General features: G+C 63.7%; 17 protein-coding genes. 7 read left to right on the forward strand and 10 right to left on the reverse strand.

Annotation, left to right across the window (positions count from 1 at the left end; translation table 11 throughout):
- Positions 1–56: 56 nt before the first annotated feature.
- The 4 genes from NKI96_RS30605 (at position 57) to NKI96_RS30620 (ending at position 4211) form a co-directional block, all read left to right on the forward strand.
- The gene (locus NKI96_RS30605; RefSeq protein WP_023698925.1) at positions 57–1022 is read left to right on the forward strand and encodes an ABC transporter permease; all 966 of its coding nucleotides are present in this window, start codon (positions 57–59) and stop codon (positions 1020–1022) included.
- Positions 1012–1827 (forward strand): ABC transporter permease, encoded by an 816-nt coding sequence (locus tag NKI96_RS30610; RefSeq protein WP_023673416.1) that lies wholly within the window; start codon positions 1012–1014, stop codon positions 1825–1827. Before NKI96_RS30605 ends, NKI96_RS30610 begins: the two co-directional genes overlap by 11 nt.
- A gap of 104 nt (positions 1828–1931) precedes the next feature.
- Positions 1932–3359: a gamma-aminobutyraldehyde dehydrogenase gene (locus NKI96_RS30615; RefSeq protein ID WP_023685098.1), complete on the forward strand. Its 1428-nt coding sequence runs from the start codon at positions 1932–1934 to the stop codon at positions 3357–3359.
- 153 nt (positions 3360–3512) lie between these two features.
- Positions 3513–4211 (forward strand): DUF3592 domain-containing protein, encoded by a 699-nt coding sequence (locus NKI96_RS30620; protein WP_023732487.1) that lies wholly within the window; start codon positions 3513–3515, stop codon positions 4209–4211.
- Between the two features lie 28 nt (positions 4212–4239).
- Here NKI96_RS30620 and NKI96_RS30625 read toward each other — a convergent pair whose 3' ends face one another.
- From NKI96_RS30625 to NKI96_RS30670, 10 genes are all read right to left on the reverse strand, one after another.
- Positions 4240–4554: a hypothetical protein gene (locus NKI96_RS30625; protein ID WP_023732486.1), complete on the reverse strand. Its 315-nt coding sequence runs from the start codon at positions 4552–4554 to the stop codon at positions 4240–4242.
- Positions 4555–4608: 54 nt separating this feature from the next.
- Positions 4609–4971 carry a nuclear transport factor 2 family protein gene (locus NKI96_RS30630; RefSeq protein WP_023688799.1) on the reverse strand — a complete coding sequence of 121 codons (363 nt, stop codon included), beginning with the start codon at positions 4969–4971 and terminating at the stop codon, positions 4609–4611.
- Between the two features lie 76 nt (positions 4972–5047).
- Entirely contained in the window at positions 5048–5527 is a 480-nt protein-coding gene (locus tag NKI96_RS30635) for a carboxymuconolactone decarboxylase family protein (RefSeq protein ID WP_023688798.1), read from the reverse strand.
- 110 nt (positions 5528–5637) lie between these two features.
- The gene (locus tag NKI96_RS30640; RefSeq protein ID WP_023732485.1) at positions 5638–7191 is read right to left on the reverse strand and encodes an alpha/beta fold hydrolase; all 1554 of its coding nucleotides are present in this window, start codon (positions 7189–7191) and stop codon (positions 5638–5640) included.
- A 134-nt stretch (positions 7192–7325) separates the two neighbouring features.
- Complete coding sequence (locus NKI96_RS30645; protein WP_023688796.1) at positions 7326–7640, reverse strand: formate dehydrogenase subunit delta; 315 nt, start codon at positions 7638–7640, stop codon at positions 7326–7328.
- Positions 7630–8460, reverse strand: a complete 831-nt coding sequence (gene fdhD, locus NKI96_RS30650) for a formate dehydrogenase accessory sulfurtransferase FdhD (RefSeq protein WP_352807595.1) — start codon at positions 8458–8460, stop codon at positions 7630–7632. The genes NKI96_RS30645 and fdhD overlap by 11 nt, the downstream gene beginning before the upstream one ends.
- Positions 8461–8806: 346 nt before the next feature.
- A complete protein-coding gene (gene fdhF, locus NKI96_RS30655; RefSeq protein WP_352807597.1) occupies positions 8807–11719 on the reverse strand; it encodes a formate dehydrogenase subunit alpha in 2913 nt (970 codons plus the stop codon).
- Positions 11720–11729: 10 nt separating this feature from the next.
- A complete protein-coding gene (locus NKI96_RS30660) occupies positions 11730–13286 on the reverse strand; it encodes a formate dehydrogenase beta subunit (protein WP_023673426.1) in 1557 nt (518 codons plus the stop codon).
- Positions 13283–13762: a formate dehydrogenase subunit gamma gene (locus NKI96_RS30665; RefSeq protein WP_023736169.1), complete on the reverse strand. Its 480-nt coding sequence runs from the start codon at positions 13760–13762 to the stop codon at positions 13283–13285. The genes NKI96_RS30660 and NKI96_RS30665 overlap by 4 nt, the downstream gene beginning before the upstream one ends.
- Before the next feature lie 193 nt (positions 13763–13955).
- The gene (locus NKI96_RS30670; protein ID WP_023688790.1) at positions 13956–14855 is read right to left on the reverse strand and encodes a LysR family transcriptional regulator; all 900 of its coding nucleotides are present in this window, start codon (positions 14853–14855) and stop codon (positions 13956–13958) included.
- A gap of 158 nt (positions 14856–15013) precedes the next feature.
- Here NKI96_RS30670 and NKI96_RS30675 point away from each other — a divergent pair, with 158 nt between their 5' ends.
- The 3 genes from NKI96_RS30675 (at position 15014) to NKI96_RS30685 (ending at position 17931) form a co-directional block, all read left to right on the forward strand.
- Positions 15014–15655: a DUF47 domain-containing protein gene (locus tag NKI96_RS30675; protein WP_023673429.1), complete on the forward strand. Its 642-nt coding sequence runs from the start codon at positions 15014–15016 to the stop codon at positions 15653–15655.
- Positions 15656–15658: 3 nt separating this feature from the next.
- A complete protein-coding gene (locus NKI96_RS30680; protein WP_023688789.1) occupies positions 15659–16663 on the forward strand; it encodes an inorganic phosphate transporter in 1005 nt (334 codons plus the stop codon).
- A 77-nt stretch (positions 16664–16740) separates the two neighbouring features.
- Positions 16741–17931 carry an Mrp/NBP35 family ATP-binding protein gene (locus tag NKI96_RS30685; protein ID WP_023688788.1) on the forward strand — a complete coding sequence of 397 codons (1191 nt, stop codon included), beginning with the start codon at positions 16741–16743 and terminating at the stop codon, positions 17929–17931.
- Positions 17932–18230 lie beyond the last annotated feature (299 nt).

The raw sequence follows: 18230 nt of genomic DNA on the forward strand, positions 1-18230 counted from the left end.
GAGGGGGGTGTGAAAGAACCCGGCTTCTCAGGGTTCCTTCAGCACGCGGTCTCCCCATGACCATCGCCGCGCTCAACTCAACCTCCGCCCCCGCCATCCTGCCCGGCAGCGGCGGCGTGCGCGGTGCGCTGTCCGACCTGTTCTGGCGCAAGCCGCAACTGCTGCTGTTCCTCATGTTGGCGCCGCCGGTGCTGTGGCTCGGCGTCGTCTATATCGGTTCGCTGTTCGCGCTCTTGGCACAGAGTTTCTTCTCGATCGACGAATTTTCCGGCCTCATCAACCATGAGTTCACGCTGAAGACCTATGGCGACCTGTTCCAGCCCGCCAATCTCGACATCATCCTGCGCACGGTGACGATGGCGGTGCTGGTCACGCTGGCCTCCGCCGCCATCGCCTTCCCGATCGCCTATTATGCGGCGCGCTATGCCCGGGGCCGCTGGAAGGCGCTGTTTTATCTCGGAATCATGCTGCCGCTGTGGTCGAGTTATCTGGTGAAAATCTACGCCTGGAAGTTGATCCTCGCCAAGGAAGGCATTCTGACCTGGCTGCTGGCCAAATTGCATCTGCTCTGGGCGCTCGACGGCTGGCTGTCGCTGCCGGTTGTCGGCGGCAACTCGCTGTCGGTCTCCGCCACCGGCACCTTCATCGCCTTCGTCTATGTCTGGCTGCCGTTCATGATCCTGCCGGTGCAGGCGGCATTGGAGCGCGTGCCCGGCAATCTGGTCGAGGCGTCCTCCGATCTCGGCGCATCGCCGGGCCAGACCTTCCGCAACGTGCTGTTCCCGCTGGCGCTGCCCGGCATCGTCGCCGGCTCGATCTTCACCTTCTCGCTGACGCTGGGCGACTACATCATCCCGCAGATCATCGGCACGTCGCGGCTGTTTATCGGCCAGGCCGTCTATTCGCAGCAGGGCACCGCCGGCAACATCCCGCTCGCCGCCGCCTTCACCGTCGTGCCCATCGTCATCATGGGTTTCTATCTCTGGGGCGCCAAGCGCATGGGGGCCTTCGATGCGCTCTGACGGTTCGCAATCCGCTCCGCTCGGCCTCAAGATCGCTGCCGCCTGCGGCCTGCTGTTCCTGCATCTGCCGATCTTGTTGATCTTCGTCTACGCCTTCACCACGGAAGAGAAGAGCTTCGTCTGGCCGCCGCCGGGGCTGACCACACAATGGTTCGCCGTCACCTGGAACCGGCCGGATGTCTGGCAGGCGCTGTCGCTTTCGGTCCGTGTCGCCGCCATCTCGACCGCGATTGCCTTGATACTGGGCACGCTGTGCGCCGCCGCCGTGTCACGGACGAAATTCTTCGGCCGCGAGACGATCTCGCTGCTCGTCATCCTGCCGATCGCGCTGCCCGGCATCATCACCGGCATCGCGTTGCGCTCGGCCTTCTCGCTAGCCGACATCCCGTTCTCGTTCTGGACGATCGTGCTCGGCCACGCCACCTTCTGCGTTGTCGTCGTCTACAACAATGCGGTCGCCCGTTTCCGCCGCACTTCCGGCTCAATGATCGAGGCCTCGATGGATCTCGGCGCCGACGGCTTCCAGACCTTCCGGCACGTCGTGCTGCCCAACATCGCCACCGCTCTGCTTGCCGGGGGGATGCTCGCCTTCGCGCTCTCCTTCGACGAGGTCATCGTCACCACCTTCACCGCCGGCCAGCAGCAGACCGTGCCGATCTGGATGCTGGAAGAGCTGATCCGCCCACGCCAGCGTCCGGTCACCAATGTCGTCGCCATGGTCGTGGTGCTGGTGACGCTGCTGCCCATCCTTGCCGCCTATTACCTGACCCGCGACGGCGACCAGATCGCCGGTTCGGGCAAATGAAGAACAGCGAATAGGGAGTAGCGAATAGCGAATAGGGAGATTGCACGACCAGCCCTATTCGCTACTCGCTATTCGCTACTCGCTCCTGACCAAGGAGAACCCGCATGGACACCCAGATGCTGATCGGCTCGAAGTTCGAGAACGGCACCGACACCGAGGAGCCGATTCTGAATCCAAAGACCGGGGCGACCATTCTCAACCTGCCTGAAGCCAGCCAGGCGCAGATCGAGGCGGCTGTTACTGCCGCCGGGCGAGCGTTCGTCTTGTGGTCACGCACAACGCCGGCGCAGCGCTCCGGCTATCTCCTCAAGATCGCCGACCGCATCGAGGCCAACGCGCGGGAGTTCGCGGCGCTCGAGGCGCTGAATTGCGGCAAGCCGATCAACGCCGTGCTCAATGACGAAATCCCGGCGATCGTCGACTGCTATCGCTTCTTTGCCGGCGCGGTACGTTCGATGCCGGGCGTGGTCGCCGGCGAATATCTGCCCGGCCACACCTCGATGGTGCGGCGCGACCCGATCGGCATCGTCGCTTCCATCGCGCCGTGGAACTATCCACTGATGATGATGGCCTGGAAGCTGGCGCCGGCCATTGCCGGCGGCAACACCGTCGTCTTCAAGCCGTCGGAGCAGACGCCGCTGACGGCGCTGAAGCTGGCCAGGATCCTGGCCGAGGTTCTGCCCGAGGGCGTCGTCAATGTCGTGCTCGGCCGCGGCGACAGCGTCGGCAACACGCTGATCAATCACGCCAAGGTCAACATGATTTCGATCACCGGCGACGTCGCCACAGGCAAGAAGGTGCTGCAGGCCGCCGCCAAGTCGGTCAAGCGCACGCATCTGGAACTCGGCGGCAAGGCGCCGGTCATCGTTTTCGACGACGCCGACCTCGGCGCCGTGGTAAACGGCCTGCGCGCTTTCGGCTACTACAATGCCGGGCAGGATTGTACAGCCGCCTGCCGCATCTATGCCGGCAAGAAGATCTACGACAAGCTCGTCGCCGATCTCTCATCTGCCGTCTCGACCATCAAATACAACCAGCCCGATGACACCAAAAACGAGATCGGGCCGCTGATCTCGCGCCGCCAGCGCGATCGCGTCTCGAGCTTCGTCGAGCGCGCTTCGGAACTGAAGCACGTCGAGATCACCACCGGCGGCAAGCCCGGCGAAGGCTCCGGCTTCTATTACCAGCCGACGGTGGTTGCCGGCGCGCTGCAGGAAGACGAGATCGTGCGCCGCGAAGTGTTCGGTCCGGTCGTCTCCATCACCCGCTTCTCCGAAGTCGATGAAGCCGTGAACTGGGCCAATGACAGCGACTACGGCCTGGCATCCTCGGTGTGGACCAAGAACGTCTCGCGCGCCATGGCGACGGCCGCCCGTCTGCAATATGGCTGCACCTGGATCAACACCCATTTCATGCTGACCAACGAGATGCCGCATGGCGGGCTGAAGCAGTCCGGCTACGGCAAGGACATGTCTCTCTATGCGCTGGAGGATTATACCGCCGTTCGTCATGTGATGGTGGCGCATGGGTAGAGGCCGCCACTATCTCTAAAATATTCGCCACCGCGTTTTCTGTATATTAAGCGTGAGTAACCTTTGCGGTACGGCGGGAGTTCACGATTTACTGAATATTCAACCTGAACGAGCAGCCTCTTGCCGGGAAACCGCGCGGCGAGGGGTTTGCGCATGAACACGACCAAGATCAAGCTGGTACTCATTGGCGGCTTCTGTCTGCTGATCGCTGTGTTCGGCGGCAAGGACATGATCAAGAAGAGCGGCTGGCCCGAGGCGCCTGCTGAAATCCTCGCGGTCAATGTCGAATGCGACATGGAATCGACCGCCCACAAGATTGTCTACAAGACCGTCAGCACCGCCACGATCCCGTGCGAACTGGTGGATGCGTTCAAGACGGTCCATGCTGACAAAGAGTGGAAGGTGACCCAGAAATTCACCGGCACCTTGCGCGTCGGCACCGGCGCCGACGCCGTCGAGGCCACGATGGAGCTGAACAAGAACGGTGCCCGCGAACCGCAGGTCGGCGACAAGCTCACCGTCGTCCAGAACCCCGCCAACCCCACCCAGATCGAACACACCGGCATGACCGGCACGCGTTTGACGATCGTCATTGGGGCTGGACTGCTCGGCGCGTTGCTTCTCTATCTTGCTTTCAAACCCCGCCGGCGGATGTCGAGCTCCGCCGTGGCGGGCAACCCTGCCGGAGATGCCGGCGCGGACCAGCGCGCGCGCCAGGCCGACGCCTTGATAGCGGCGGCCCTGGCCAAGCAGGCCACATTGCCCAATCAGCCGGCACGTGTCGCGGCTGCCGGATTGGCCAGGGAAGGGCGGTTTCCCGGGCAGCGGACGAGTTTCGGCCGCCGCAACTGATGGCCGAAAACTGCTGCACCTGCCACGGCTACTCCACGATGCGATAGATGTTCCAAAGGCTGGTGCCCGACACGACGTAGGGCTCCATCTCCTTGCCCCATTTTGCGTGCGCGTCGATCTTGCCGATCTTGGCGAAGAATCCCTCCAACTGGGCAAGGCTTTCGACCTGATGATGCGATTCGACCGTCGCTTCCCGGGCGCCGATCGAACCGGTCATGATCTGGAATTTGAGGTCGGCGATGCCGACCTGAGAGCCGATCTCGCGTTCCCATTTCTTGAGCAGTTCGAGCACGGTCTGCTTGTGTCCGAACTTGGCGTCGATCTGCCATCTGGCGCTGAACATTTTTGTCTCCTCCAGTTATGCGGCCCCAAACCGCGGTTGATCTTTCGCGGTGACCTACTCGTCCCAGGCTTGCACGACGGTCTGTCGCGCAATCCGCCCATTCTTCAGCTCCAGCATCGCCGCGCAGAACACTTTCGTTCCGTCCGGATAGGCGCAGGCCTGGGTGAAGGCGAGATTGTCGCCATCGGCGATGGTGGTGTCGACCTTGTGGGTCATCGCCCGGCTGCAGATGTCGTCCCAGAACGTGCTGATCGCCGCCCGGCCGCGGATCTCGCGCGGCTTGCTCGGCGGATTGTTGCGGTCGATCACCCGCACCAGCGCGTCGTCGGCATAGAAGCTCGCCAGCATCCTGCCGTCCCGTCCTTCGATCGCTTTCTTGATCGCCGCGCCGTCCACGCTTTGCGTCTTTGTCAGCATTTCTTCCTCCATGGCCCGTCGATCGGGCGGTTGATGATCAAGCACTGCCCGGCGCGCACCGCCGGGCGTTTGTCTTTCACTGCGACTTGGCTTTGACGGCTGCGAACACGCCGTCGGTCTGTTGTTTGAAGGTCGCGAAGTCGACCTGGCTGCCGTTGAGCATCGTCGACCAGTGGCGCACGATGGCCGCCATCGCGATCGCTTCCTTGATCTCCTCATCGGTCGCGCCATTGAGCTTGGCGGCCTCGGTGTGGAAATAGATGCAGTACTGGCAGGGGATCTGCGAGGCGACGGCCAGCCCCAGCAGTTCCTTGGTCTTGCCGTCGAGCGCGGTCTTGGGGTTGAGCTGCACACCCTTGATCTCGGCCCAGGCGCCGGCAACCGCGACATCGGGCAGCGTCTTGAACATGTCCGGCACTGAGCCGAGCGTCGCCTCGATGTCCTTGTAGGCGGCGGCCGCCGAGGCATCCTCGGCTCTGGCGGGAGCGATCGTGAACAGCGCGCCAACGCCTGCCGCTATCACCAGCGATTTGATCGACCTGTTTGACTTCAGCATTGCATCCTCCATCCGCAGTGCCTTTCCCGGCGACATCCGCCTGGCCTGCATGGAGAGAATTGGTACGCCTCGACCCCACCTGGCCGCTTCGCCCGAAAGCGCCATGGTCCCTATGGCCCGTCCGGGCCAGCCTGCCTGGCGGAAAATGCCGCTGCCGCCGCCCGTGACGGCAAATCGAGCTTCAGCAATATGTTGGCGACATGACGCTTGACCGTATGCTCGCTGAGCCTCAGCTCGGCGGCGATCGCGGCATTGCTCTTGCCGTCGGCGATCAGGATCACCACCTCGCTTTCGCGCGCCGTCAGTTGAGCCGGCTCGGCGGGTTTCGCCTTGGGGCGGCAGGCCGGCTCCAGGTGCTGTTCCGACGTTGCCTGGACCAGCGCCAGCGGCTCGTCCAGCTCATCCACCGTGACACGCCCGGCATCGATGAAATGCAGGCCGGACCCCGCCGCCAGATCGGCGGCCAGCCGCGACGCCAGAATATCGCCGCGCCCGGCATGGGCGGCGATCTGCATCGTCACCCGTGCCATCAGCCCCACCGGCGGCCCGCGCATTTCGACCTCTCCGACATGGGCGCCCTGGGCGCTTGCAATGCCCATATGTTGCGCCGCATCGCGCAGTGCCGCCGCGCAGCGTATGGCCCGCGCCGGCCCGTCGAAGCGCGAGATCATCAATTCGCCATGGATGCCGGCGACGCGTCCGCCATGACGGCCGACCAGCTGCTGCCAGCTCTCCTGGAAGCGCTCGCTACGTTCGCTCCACATGCGGTCGCCAACCCGCGCCGTGTCGTAGATGCGTGTCGCCAGAAGAGCGGCAAGCACGCGCTCCGCTTCGGCCACGGCACGCTCGCCGGTCAGGAATTCCTCGATCAGGTCGGCCACCCGGTCGACATCGCCGGTCCAGATCGGGTGGTCGCGCCCGGGGACCTCGACCAATCGCGCATTGGCGATCTCTTTCGCCAGGAAGCGGCTGGCGTCCGGGTCGACCCGCGCGTCGTTGCGGCGATGAATGAGCAGTGTCGGTGCGCCGATCGCCGAAAGCACGCCGCGCACATCGATTCCGGCATTCATCCGGGCAAGGGCTGCCGCTGCCGTCGGACTGGCCGACAGCCGCTCGAAGCGGCCCCACCACTGGGTGAAATGCGCATCATCTACCCGGCCGGGAGCGAAGTTGGGCAGTGTGGCGCCCGTGCCCCATTCCGTGCCGGCCGTCGCGATGAAGGCCTCGAGGCGCTCCGGCGACATCACCCATTTGTGGAAATGCGCATAACCGCCATAGAGCGCCAGCGCTCGTGTCCGTTCCGGATAGGTGGCGGCAAACAACATTGCCATCGGCGCGCCTTCCGAAGCGCCGAGCAAGGCCGCGCGGCCGCTGCCGGTGGCATCCATCACCGCGCGCACATCGTCCATGCGGGTTTCAAGGCTGGGCAGGTGGCGTGGGTCGACGCGGTCGGACAGGCCGGTGCCGCGCTTGTCGAACAGGATCAGCCGCGAGAACGCCGAGAGCCGTTTCAAGAGCCTGGCGTAGCCCTCGTCTTCCCAATGCAGGTCGAGATTGGAGATGAAGCCGGGCACGAAAACCAGGTCGAACGATCCCTGGCCGACCACCTGATAGGCGATCCGCACGTCGCCGCTGAGGGCATATCGCGTCTCGATCGGCCTCACGTTGCTATCCCGCCCGGCCAGACGATTTCTGATCGCCGACCATAGCAGACGCCTGGCGGATGCGGCAGCCAAACTTTAGAAGACAGGAATATAGCCCGCGGCGAACCGTGTTCGCCCGCCATTTCTGGGGGAGGCTATTTCTGGGGAGCGGCGCTCTCTGCACCCGTGGGTTGGACGTAGCCGATGCTCACATCGGCCTGCTCCTCGGTCTTCGGCCGCTTGATCCTGGCCGAGGCCACGACGACGAGTTCGTCAAAACCTTCGCCGCCGCTGTCCAGCATCTCGAAGAACTGCCGGCGCATCCTGGGCTCCCAGAACTTGTTGATGTGCTCGGCCACGCCCGCCACACCTTCCTCGCGGGGCCTTGAATGGAAGAAGGCGGCGATCTGGTTGGCCATGCGCACCAGCTTTTCCCCGGTGCTCGTGATGTGTTCTTCGTCATGCGACATGCTGGGCAACTCCCAAGACCACCCGTTTAGGGTGGGTGAAAACATCGAAATCGTCGCCGCGCACCAGCGCCACCAGCGTCATGCCGGCCTCTTCGGCGGTGCGGATGGCAAGGGCTGTCGGCGCCGACACGGCGATGATGAAGGCGGAGCCGATCGCCGCCGTTTTCTGCACCATCTCCACCGAGACGCGTGATGTCACCACCACCGCGCCCGATGCACCGTCAATGCCGGCCTTGGCCAGCGCGCCGGCCAGTTTGTCCAGCGCATTGTGCCGGCCGACATCCTCGCGCGCCATGACGATGCCTTTGCCGGGAATGTAGAAGCCCGCTGCATGCACGGCGCCGGTTTCTGAATGCAGAGGCTGCACCTTGGATAAAAGCTTTACCGAACGGGTGATGTCGTCGGCTTCAAGCGTAAGCTTGGACGCACTAACCTTATCGACCGAGCGCATCGCTTCCTCGATGGATTCGATGCCGCACAGCCCGCAGCCGACCGGGCCGGCGAGCCGCCGCCGCCGCGCCTCGAAGCGCGTATTGGCCTGGTCCTTCAGCCGGATCTGGATATCGATGCCGGCGCCATGGTCCTCGACCTCGATCGCATCGATTTCGTCAGGCAAGGCTATGATGCCTTCGGTCAGCGAGAAGCCGAGCGCGAAATCCTCGAAGTCGGCCGGGCTCGCCATCATCACCGCATGGGTGGTGCCGGCAAAGGAGAACGCCACCGGCGTCTCCTCCGGCACCATGCGGTTGGCCACCGCAGTGCCGCTGGCGCGGTGGGCAAGGCGAGAGATTTGGGTGGTGGCTTGGCGTTTTCGGGTCACGAGGCGCGCCCCTCTGCCCTGTTCGTCCTTAGCAGCAGCTGTGGAGGCTCGCGCCTTTCCTCTCTCCCGTCGATTGGGGGAGAGGTGTCAGGCGAAGCTTGACGGAGTGGGGGTCGACTGCTCGCCAGATAGGCCGGTTTGCCTGCTCTTTGGGTTGTGCGCGACTTTCGACGGCTGCGTGTTGCGGGGCCGGCTTCCCCCACTCCGTCGCCGCTTCGCGGCGCCACCTCTCCCCCCTCCGGAGGGAGAGGAAAGGCGCCATGCGGCTTAAGCTCTCCTTCCTGACGGAGTGGGGGTCGACCGACCGTCAAGATTGAAGCTCTCATTGTCGAACGCCGTGGCAAGACTACTCCGCCGCTTCCAGCTTTGCGATGCGGCGGCTCTGCTCGGCCTGCTCGTTATAGTCGCGCTGCCAGTCCGAAGGCCCGTTGGAGGCGCCGACCTGCACCGCGGTCACCTTGTACTCCGGGCAGTTGGTCGCCCAGTCGGAGAAGTCGGTGGTGATGACGTTGGCCTGCGTGTCGGGATGGTGGAACGTTGTGTAGACCACACCTGGCGACACCCGGTCGGTGATCAGCGCACGCAGCGTCGTCTCGCCCGAACGGCTGGTCAGCCGCACCCAGTCGCCATCGCGCAGGCCGCGGTTCTCGGCGTCGTGCGGATGGATCTCCAACCGATCTTCCGAGTGCCACATGACGTTTTCGGTGCGCCTTGTCTGTGCACCGACATTGTACTGGCTGAGAATGCGGCCGGTGGTCAGCAGCAACGGGAAACGCGGCCCGGTCCGCTCGTCGGTCGCGACATATTCAGTGCGGATGAACTTGCCCTTGCCACGCACGAAGCCATCCATATGCATGATCGGTGTGCCGAGCGGCGCCTTCTCGTTGCAGGGCCATTGCACGGATCCGACACGGTCGAGCAGCTCGAAGGACACGCCGGCGAAGCTCGGCGTCGTTTTTGCAACCTCGTCCATGATCTCGGAGGGATGCTGATAGTTCCAGTCCAGCCCGATCGCACGGGCAAGCTCCTGTGTCGCTTCCCAGTCGGCGTAGCGCGCCTTCGGCTCCAGAACCTTGCGCACCATGTTGATGCGGCGCTCGGCATTGGTGAAAGTGCCGTCCTTCTCCAGGAAGGTCGAGCCCGGCAGGAAGACATGCGCGTAGTTGGCGGTCTCGTTGAGGAACAGGTCGTGCACGACCACGCATTCCATCGCCGCCAGGCCGGCCGCGACATGCTTGGTATCAGGGTCCGACTGCAGAATGTCCTCGCCCTGGATGTAGATGCCCTTGAACGAGCCGTCGACGGCGGCATCCAGCATGTTGGGGATGCGCAGGCCGGGTTCGTCGTCGAGCTTCACCCCCCAAAGGCTCTCATAGATGTCACGCACCGCCTCGCCCGAGATGTGGCGGTAGCCTGGCAGTTCGTGCGGGAATGAGCCCATGTCGCAGGAACCCTGCACGTTGTTCTGGCCGCGCAGCGGGTTCACGCCGACGCCGGGACGGCCGATATTGCCGGTCGCCATGGCAAGGTTGGCGATAGCCATAACCGTGGTCGAACCCTGGCTGTGTTCGGTCACGCCGAGGCCGTAATAAATCGCGCCATTGCCGCCCTTGGCATAGAGCCGTGCAGCACCTCGGATCAGTTCGGGATCGACGCCGGACAGCTTGCCCACGATTTCGGGGCTGTTTTCCGGCAAGGCGACGAAAGAAGCCCAATCCTGGAACTCCGCCCAGTCGCAGCGATCGCGGATGAAGGCTTCGTCGAAAAGCCCTTCGGTAACGATGACATGCGCCAGCGCCGTCAGCACCGCCACGTTGGTGCCGGGCTTCAGCGGCAGGTGATAGTCGGCCTCGATATGCGCCGACTTGACCATTTCGGTGCGGCGCGGATCGAGCACGATCAGCTTGGCGCCCTGGCGCAGCCGCTTTTTCAGCCGCGAGGCGAACACCGGGTGCGCGGAAGCCGGATTGGCGCCGATGATGACGGCGACATCGGTGAAATCGACGGAATCGAAATCCTGCGTGCCGGCCGAGGTGCCATAGGTCTGGCCGAGGCCGTAGCCGGTCGGCGAGTGGCAGACGCGCGCGCAAGTGTCGACATTGTTGTTGCGGAAGCCTTGGCGCACCAGCTTCTGGACGAGATAGGTCTCTTCATTCGTGCAGCGCGAGGACGTGATACCGCCGATCGAGGTGCGGCCGTATTGATACTGGATACGGCGGAATTCCTTGGCCGTATGGGCGATGGCCTCTTCCCAACTCACCTCGCGCCAGGGATCGCTGACCTTTTCCCGGATCATAGGCGACAGGATGCGGTCCTTGTGGGTGGCATAGCCATAGGCGAAACGGCCCTTCACGCAGGAGTGGCCGTGGTTCGCCTTGCCGTCCTTGTAGGGCATCATGCGAATGACTTCGTCGTCCTTCACTTCGGCCTTGAACGAGCAGCCGACGCCGCAATAGGCGCAGGTGGTGACAGCGGAACGCTCGGGCATGCCTTTCTCAAGCACGGTCTTTTCACGCAGCGCATCGGTCGGACAGGCCTGCACGCAGGCGCCGCAGGACACGCATTCGGAGGCGATGAAATCCTCGTGCATGCCGGCGACCATGCGCGATTCGAAACCGCGGCCCTCGATCGTCAGCGCGAAGGTGCCCTGCACCTCCTCGCAGGCCCGCACGCAGCGCGAGCAGACGATACATTGCGCCGGATCATAGGTGAAATAGGGGTTGGACTCGTCGCGGGCGATGTAGTCGACCGCCAGCGAGCCATGGCCGGGCGCGACGCCGTTTTCCTGCTTGACGTGGTTGCGGCCCTCAATGCCGAAGCGGTTCTCGGTCAGGCCGACCGATTTCGCCACAACGTCGAACTCGCTGGCGCCGGTGCCGGCCTTCTCGTTCCAGCCGGTCGGGTGGTCGGAGACGTAAAGCTCCATGACACCGCGGCGGATGGCGTCGAGCCGCTCGGATTGCGTGCGCACCACCATGCCTTCGCCGACGGGGGTCGTGCAGGATGCCGGCGTGCCGCCGCGCCCGTCGATCTCGACCAGGCAGACGCGGCAGGAGCCGAACGAGTCCAGCATGTCCGTGGCGCAGAGTTTTGGGATCTCGACCCCGCCTTCCATCGCCGCGCGCATGATCGACGTACCCTCCGGCACGCTGATGCTGCGGCCGTCGACGATCAGCGTAACCTGCTTTTGCGCCTTCGATTCCGGGGTTCCGTAATCGAGTTCTTCGATGAGTGTCGGGAAGTCGGCCTTGATATTCATCTGCCAGCTCCTATTCAGCAGCCACGCGCGCCGGCGCGGGCTTGAAATCTTCGGGGAAATGGGTGATCGAGCTCATCACCGGATAGGGCGTGAAGCCGCCCAGCGCGCAGAGCGATCCGAACTTCATCGTGTTGCAGAGATCGGTGACCAGTGCCAGGTTCTTCTCCGGCTCGATGCCGGCGGCAAGCCGGTCGATGGTCTCCACCCCGCGTATCGAGCCGATGCGGCAGGGCGTGCACTTGCCGCAGCTTTCGATGGCGCAGAACTCCATGGCAAAGCGCGCCTGCTTCAGCATGTCGGCCGTGTCGTCGAACACGGTGATGCCGGCATGGCCGATCAGCCCGTCGCGCTTCGCGAACTCTTCGTAGTCGAACGGCGTGTCGAACAGGCCGCGCGGGAAATAGGCGCCGAGCGGGCCGCCGACCTGCACCGCCTTCACCGGGCGACCTGTGGCCGTACCGCCGCCGATATCGTCGACGATCTCGCCCAGCGTCATGCCGAACGCCGCCTCGAACAGGCCGCCGAACTTGACGTTGCCGGCGATCTGTATCGGGATCGTGCCGCGCGAGCGGCCCATGCCGAAATCCTTGTAGAAGGCAGCACCCTTGTCCATGATGATGGGCACGGAGGCTAGGCTGATGACGTTGTTGATCACCGTCGGCTTGCCGAACAGACCCTGGATTGCCGGCAGCGGTGGCTTGGCGCGCACCACGCCGCGCTTGCCTTCAAGGCTGTTCAGCAGCGACGTTTCCTCGCCGCAGACATAGGCGCCGGCGCCGACGCGGATTTCCATGTCGAAGGCGTTGGGCGAACCCAGCACGCTGACGCCGAGCACGCCTGCCTTGCGGGCGACCTCGACAGCCTTGTTCATGACAGCCACCGCATGCGGATATTCCGAGCGGATATAGACGAACCCCTTGGTCGCGCCGGTGGCGATGCCGGCAATCGTCATGCCTTCGATGAGCACGAAGGGGTCGCCCTCCATAATCATGCGGTCGGCAAAGGTGGCGCTGTCGCCCTCGTCGGCATTGCAGACGATGTATTTGCGGTCAGATGTCGTATCGAGCACCGTCTTCCACTTGATGCCGGTCGGGAAGCCGGCGCCGCCTCGGCCGCGCAAGCCCGATTCCGTGACCTGTTTGACGATGTCGAGCGGCGCCATGGCCACCGCGTTCTGCAGGCCCTTGAGCCCGCCCAGTGACTTGTAGGCATCGAGCGATAGCGGGTCGTTGATGCCGCAACGCGCAAAGGTCAGGCGCGTCTGCTTGGCCAGGAACGGGATTTTGTCGGGCGCGCCCAGCCAGCGCTTGTGATGCCCGCCGGTGAGAAAGCCGCTGTCGAACAGGCTCTTGACGTCCGATGGCTTGACCGGCCCGTAAGCGACGCGGCCCTTTTCGGTCGCGACCTCGACCATCGGTTCGAGGAAATAGGCGCCGCGCGAGCCGTTGCGGACGATCTTGGCCTCGACGCCCCGTTCAGCCAGTTCCGCACGAACAGCCTTGGCGACCTTTTCGGCGCCGAGCGCCAGCGCGCCGGAGTCACCTGGAATGTAGATGCGCGGGATCATGAGCGTACCTCCCCGACGATCTCTTCGATCTTCTCGTCATCGAGCCGCCCGATCACCTCACCATCCAGCATCGCCGACGGTGAACAGGCGCACAGCCCGAGGCAATAGACAGGCTCAAGTGTAACCGATCCGTCGCGGGTGGTCTCATGGAAATCGATGCCCAACAACTGCTTGACCTTTGCGGCGATCGCATCCGAACCCATCGACTGGCAGGCTTCCGCCTGGCAGAGCTTGAGCACATGCCGGCCGGCCGGCCGGGCACGGAAATCATGATAGAAGGTCACAACGCCATGCACTTCGGCCCTCGACAGGTTCAGCCCATCGGCGATGACGGGCACGGCGTCCTGCGGCACGTGGCCAAATTCGTCCTGGATCTCGTGCAGGATCGGCAGCAGCGGGCCTTCGAGGCCCTTCAACTCCTGGATGATCGCCGCCGTGCGCGACTGTATCTCGGTACTTGCTGGCTGCATCGTCACGCAGCGCCCTCCCTATCGTAGCGATCGATGCATATATCGTCCAAAAGCATGACGCGGTTTTGGAACAACGACATGCCTACGCCGCTTAATCGCTAAGTGCTTAAGAAATCAGAGAAAACCCCTGAAATCAATAAAGCGGTTTCGTTGCACGATAGAAAATTTCTATCGCGCCGATTGATCAGTTATGACTAGCTCAGCGATTGGCGCGGAAATCGTCTGCCAGCGCCATCGCCTCGTCCAGCAGCGCCTGCACCAGCGGCGTGTGCGGTTCGCGCGGCGCGGCGACCAGCCCGACCGTGTGGCTGGCATCCGGTTCGACGATCGGAATGGCCCGGATCGGCTCGGAAAAACCGAATGTTTCCGCCAGGTTGAGCGGCATGATCGACGACCATTTGCCTGTCCGTATGTGGGAGAACAGCACGATCATCGAGTTGGATTCCAGTGTCGGCCGCACCTGCACGCCGGCCTCGGCCAGATGCTGGTCGATGATGCGGCGGTTCTGCATGTCCGGCGTCAACAAGCAGAGCGGCAGCTGGCTGATTTCGGCCCATGTCACTTTGTCGCGATCCGAATAGGGATTTCCGACCGCCGTGATCAGCTGGTAGCGCTCGTCATAGAGCGGCACGCTGGTCACCCGTCCGAGAGGCTCGTTGTCGAGATAGGTGATGCCGGCATCGACGTCGAAATTGCCGAGCAGCGACAACACCTCGATCGAGGTGCGCGACAGGATAGAGAAGGTGACGCCCGGATGCTTCTCGCGAAATGGCGTCGTCAGCCGCGCCACCATGGCGAGGGCGGTTGGGATGGCGGCAATACGGATACGCCCGGACAGGCCATGTCGCGCCGCCCGCATCTCTTCGCGCATGGTCCTGGAATCGCCGACGATGCGACGCGCCCACACCAGCACCTGCTTGCCTTCCGGCGTCAGCCCCTGAAAGCGCGAACCGCGATTGACCAGCATGACGCCGAGCTGGCCCTCCAGCTGCTTGATCCCGGCCGACAAGGTCGGCTGCGTGACGCCGCACGCTTCCGCCGCCCGGCCGAAATGCTCCTCCTTGGCCAGCGCGATGAAGAATTCGAGCTTGTCGATCATCCCATCCGTCCGTTCGTTGCGCGCAAGGTCGGGGAAATTGCCTTTCGCCGCAAGCTCTACCCGCAATTGGCCATGCATCCACATCTTTGGGCCGGCTGGCTGTTTCCCCCGGCCGAACACGGCGCTATGTGGTTGGATGGAATACGAGGAGATCGGACATGCTGGGCTGGTTCCGCAAGCTTTTGCCGCGCGAAGATCGCTTCTTCGACCTCTTTGAACGGCATTCCCGCACCGTGGTCGGCGGCGCCGAGGCGCTGGAGCAGCTTCTGCAGGGCAAGGACATCGATCGCTGGTGCCAGAAGATCATCGATCTCGAGGACGAGGCCGATCATATCACGGCCGAAGTCCTGCTGGCGGTGCGGCGTTCCTTCATCACGCCTTTCGATCGCGGCGACATCAAGGACCTGATCCAGTCAATGGATGACGCCATCGACATGATGCACAAGACCGTCAAGACGGTGAAGCTGTTCGAAAAGAAGGAATTCGACCCGCTGATGCAGGAGATGGGCGGCGTCATCGTTGCCGCCTCCAGGCTGGTTGCCGAAGCGATCCCGCTGCTCAGCAAGGTCGGCACGCACACGGTACGCCTCAACGCCATCGCCGAAGAGGTCATGCGCGTCGAAAGCCGCGCCGACGATCTGCATGAGCAGGGATTGAAGGACCTGTTCAAGCGGCATGGCCGCAGCGATCCGATGGCCTACCTGATCGGCTCGGAGATCTACGGCCAGCTGGAGAAGGTGGTCGACCGCTTTGAGGACGTCGCCAACGAGATCAGCGGCATCGTCATCGAGAACGTTTAGGCAATGGAAGCCACCATCGCCTTTCCCGTGCTGATCGGCCTTGTCGCCGTCGCGCTGTTTTTCGATTTTCTCAACGGCCTGCACGATGCGGCGAACTCCATCGCCACCATCGTCTCCACCCGCGTGCTGAGACCACAATATGCGGTCCTGTGGGCGGCTTTCTTCAATTTCATCGCCTTCATGTTCTTCGGCCTTCACGTGGCTGAAACCGTGGGAAAAGGTATCGTCGACGTCAGCATCGTCACGCCGGCGGTGATCTTCTCGGCGCTCGTCGGCGCCATCGTCTGGAACATCGTCACCTGGATTGCCGGCATCCCGTCCAGCAGTTCGCATGCCCTGATCGGCGGGCTCGTCGGCGCCGGCGTTGCAAAGGCTGGGCCCGGCGCCATCGTCTGGACCGGGCTTGGCAAGACGGTCGCCGCAATCGTCGTGTCGCCGGCGACAGGGTTTGTTCTGGCGCTGGTCCTGATCCTGGCCGTTTCCTGGCTGTTCGTGCGCCAGACACCGTTCGCCGTCGACAGCACTTTCCGCGTCATGCAGTTCTTTTCGGCCTCGCTTTATTCGCTAGGGCACGGCGGCAACGACGCCCAGAAAACCATGGGCATCATCGCCGTGCTGCTCTATTCGCAAGGTATGCTCGGCGGGACGTTCTACGTGCCGCTGTGGGTCGTCCTCACCTGTCAGACAGCACTGGCGCTCGGCACTTTGTTCGGCGGCTGGCGCATCGTCCACACGATGGGCTCGAAGATCACCCGGTTGAACCCGATGCAGGGCTTCTGCGCCGAGACCGGCGGCGCCATCACCCTGTTTGCCGCCACCTGGCTTGGCGTTCCCGTGTCGACCACCCATACGATCACCGGGGCCATCATCGGTGTCGGCGCTGCCCGTCGCGTCTCGGCCGTGCGCTGGGGCATTGCCGGCAACATCGTCATCGCCTGGATCGTCACCTTGCCGGCCACGGCTGCAATTTCGGCGCTCACCTACCTTGCGGTTGGCCTGGCAAGGTGAGGCGGACACTGTGGTGCTTGGAGTCGCTGCCAATCTGCACTATCTGAGCCGCAGCCAAACGCCTTAGGGAACAATGCATGTCCGTCACCAAGGAAATCGTCACCGAGCGTCTGAAGACGGTCAACGGGCCGGACTTCACCGGCAACATCGTCGACCTCGGCATGGTTTCGGAGATTTTCATCGCCGATTCGAAAGTGTTTTTCTCGATCACCGTTCCCGCCGCCCGTGCACAGGAGATGGAGCCGCTGCGCGCCGCAGCCGAGCGTGTCGTCAAGGCGATCCCTGGTGTCGCCGGCGCCGTCGTCGCGCTGACGGCGGAGAAGAAGGGCGGCGGCATGGAGGCTCCGGTTGCGTCGCGTCCCGCGCCCAGGCCGGCACCCCCGGCTGCGCCAGCCGCGCCGCGCCCAGCTCCACACTCTCCAGCCCCGCACGCCCCGGCCTCGCAAAGCTCGGGCAAGCGCGGCGTGCCCGGCATCGAGGCGATCATCGCGGTGGCGTCCGGCAAGGGCGGCGTCGGCAAGTCGACCACCGCCGTCAACATCGCGCTTGGCCTCGCCGCCAACGGTTTGCGTGTCGGCGTGCTCGATGCCGATATTTATGGCCCGTCCATGCCCAGGCTGCTCAACATCCATGGCCGGCCGCAGACCGTCGACGGCAAGATCCTGAAACCGATGGAGAATTACGGCCTTAAGGTGATGTCGATGGGCTTCCTCGTCGACGAGGAGACGCCGATGATCTGGCGCGGTCCGATGGTGATGTCGGCGCTGACGCAGATGCTGCGCGAGGTCGAATGGGGCCGCCTCGACGTGCTCGTCGTCGACATGCCGCCCGGCACCGGCGACGCCCAGCTGACCATGGCCCAGCAGGTGCCGCTGGCCGGCGCCGTCATCGTCTCGACGCCGCAGGACCTGGCGCTGATCGACGCCCGCAAAGGATTGAATATGTTCAAGAAGGTCGACGTGCCGCTGCTCGGCATCGTGGAGAACATGAGCTATTTCATAGCCCCCGATACCGGCAAGCGCTACGACATCTTTGGCCATGGCGGGGCGCGGCGCGAGGCCGAGCGACTCGGCGTGACCTTCCTCGGCGAAGTGCCGCTGGAAATGGGCATTCGCGAAAGTTCTGATGAAGGTGCTCCGGTGGTGGCGTCGAAGCCAGACAGCGCCGAGGCGAAGATCTATCGCGGCATTGCTTCGAAGGTCTGGGACCGGGTCAACGAAGAACGCGGCGCGGCCGAAGCGGCGGTGCCGAACATCGTGTTCGAGTAGCTCGGATATCCCTCCCCCTTGAGGGGAGGGTGGCCCGAAGGGCCGGATGGGGTCCGCGGTGACACGCTCGACGCTATTTCTTTACAAGTCGAGGCAGCTCAACTCACGTTGAGGCAGTTGAGGCGACCCCACCCGCCTCGCTTCACGATGTCCAGCCGATAGATGGGTAACACTTTGAACCGGATACATAGGTGACACTTCTCTCCCCCTATGTGTCCGCCGCAGCGCCAAGCGGATTGGTTGGCGCGGCGCTGCGGCGGACAAGCTTCATGTGCCGTGTGTCGATGATGCCGAGCGGG

The organism is Mesorhizobium sp. M0292 (genome assembly GCF_040321695.1).
GTDB lineage: Bacteria > Pseudomonadota > Alphaproteobacteria > Rhizobiales > Rhizobiaceae > Mesorhizobium.

Bases quoted from the DNA above. Each gene is read 5' to 3' on its own strand.
- NKI96_RS30605 (WP_023698925.1), top strand. From the start codon at position 57: ATGACCATCGCCGCGCTCAACTCAACCTCCGCCCCCGCCATCCTGCCC.
- NKI96_RS30610 (WP_023673416.1), top strand. From the start codon at position 1,012: ATGCGCTCTGACGGTTCGCAATCCGCTCCGCTCGGCCTCAAGATCGCT.
- NKI96_RS30615 (WP_023685098.1), top strand. From the start codon at position 1,932: ATGGACACCCAGATGCTGATCGGCTCGAAGTTCGAGAACGGCACCGAC.
- NKI96_RS30620 (WP_023732487.1), top strand. From the start codon at position 3,513: ATGAACACGACCAAGATCAAGCTGGTACTCATTGGCGGCTTCTGTCTG.
- NKI96_RS30625 (WP_023732486.1), bottom strand. From the start codon at position 4,554: ATGTTCAGCGCCAGATGGCAGATCGACGCCAAGTTCGGACACAAGCAG.
- NKI96_RS30630 (WP_023688799.1), bottom strand. From the start codon at position 4,971: ATGCTGACAAAGACGCAAAGCGTGGACGGCGCGGCGATCAAGAAAGCG.
- NKI96_RS30635 (WP_023688798.1), bottom strand. From the start codon at position 5,527: ATGCTGAAGTCAAACAGGTCGATCAAATCGCTGGTGATAGCGGCAGGC.
- NKI96_RS30645 (WP_023688796.1), bottom strand. From the start codon at position 7,640: ATGTCGCATGACGAAGAACACATCACGAGCACCGGGGAAAAGCTGGTG.
- fdhF (WP_352807597.1), bottom strand. From the start codon at position 11,719: ATGAATATCAAGGCCGACTTCCCGACACTCATCGAAGAACTCGATTAC.
- NKI96_RS30660 (WP_023673426.1), bottom strand. From the start codon at position 13,286: ATGATCCCGCGCATCTACATTCCAGGTGACTCCGGCGCGCTGGCGCTC.
- NKI96_RS30670 (WP_023688790.1), bottom strand. From the start codon at position 14,855: ATGATCGACAAGCTCGAATTCTTCATCGCGCTGGCCAAGGAGGAGCAT.
- NKI96_RS30675 (WP_023673429.1), top strand. From the start codon at position 15,014: ATGCTGGGCTGGTTCCGCAAGCTTTTGCCGCGCGAAGATCGCTTCTTC.
- NKI96_RS30680 (WP_023688789.1), top strand. From the start codon at position 15,659: ATGGAAGCCACCATCGCCTTTCCCGTGCTGATCGGCCTTGTCGCCGTC.
- NKI96_RS30685 (WP_023688788.1), top strand. From the start codon at position 16,741: ATGTCCGTCACCAAGGAAATCGTCACCGAGCGTCTGAAGACGGTCAAC.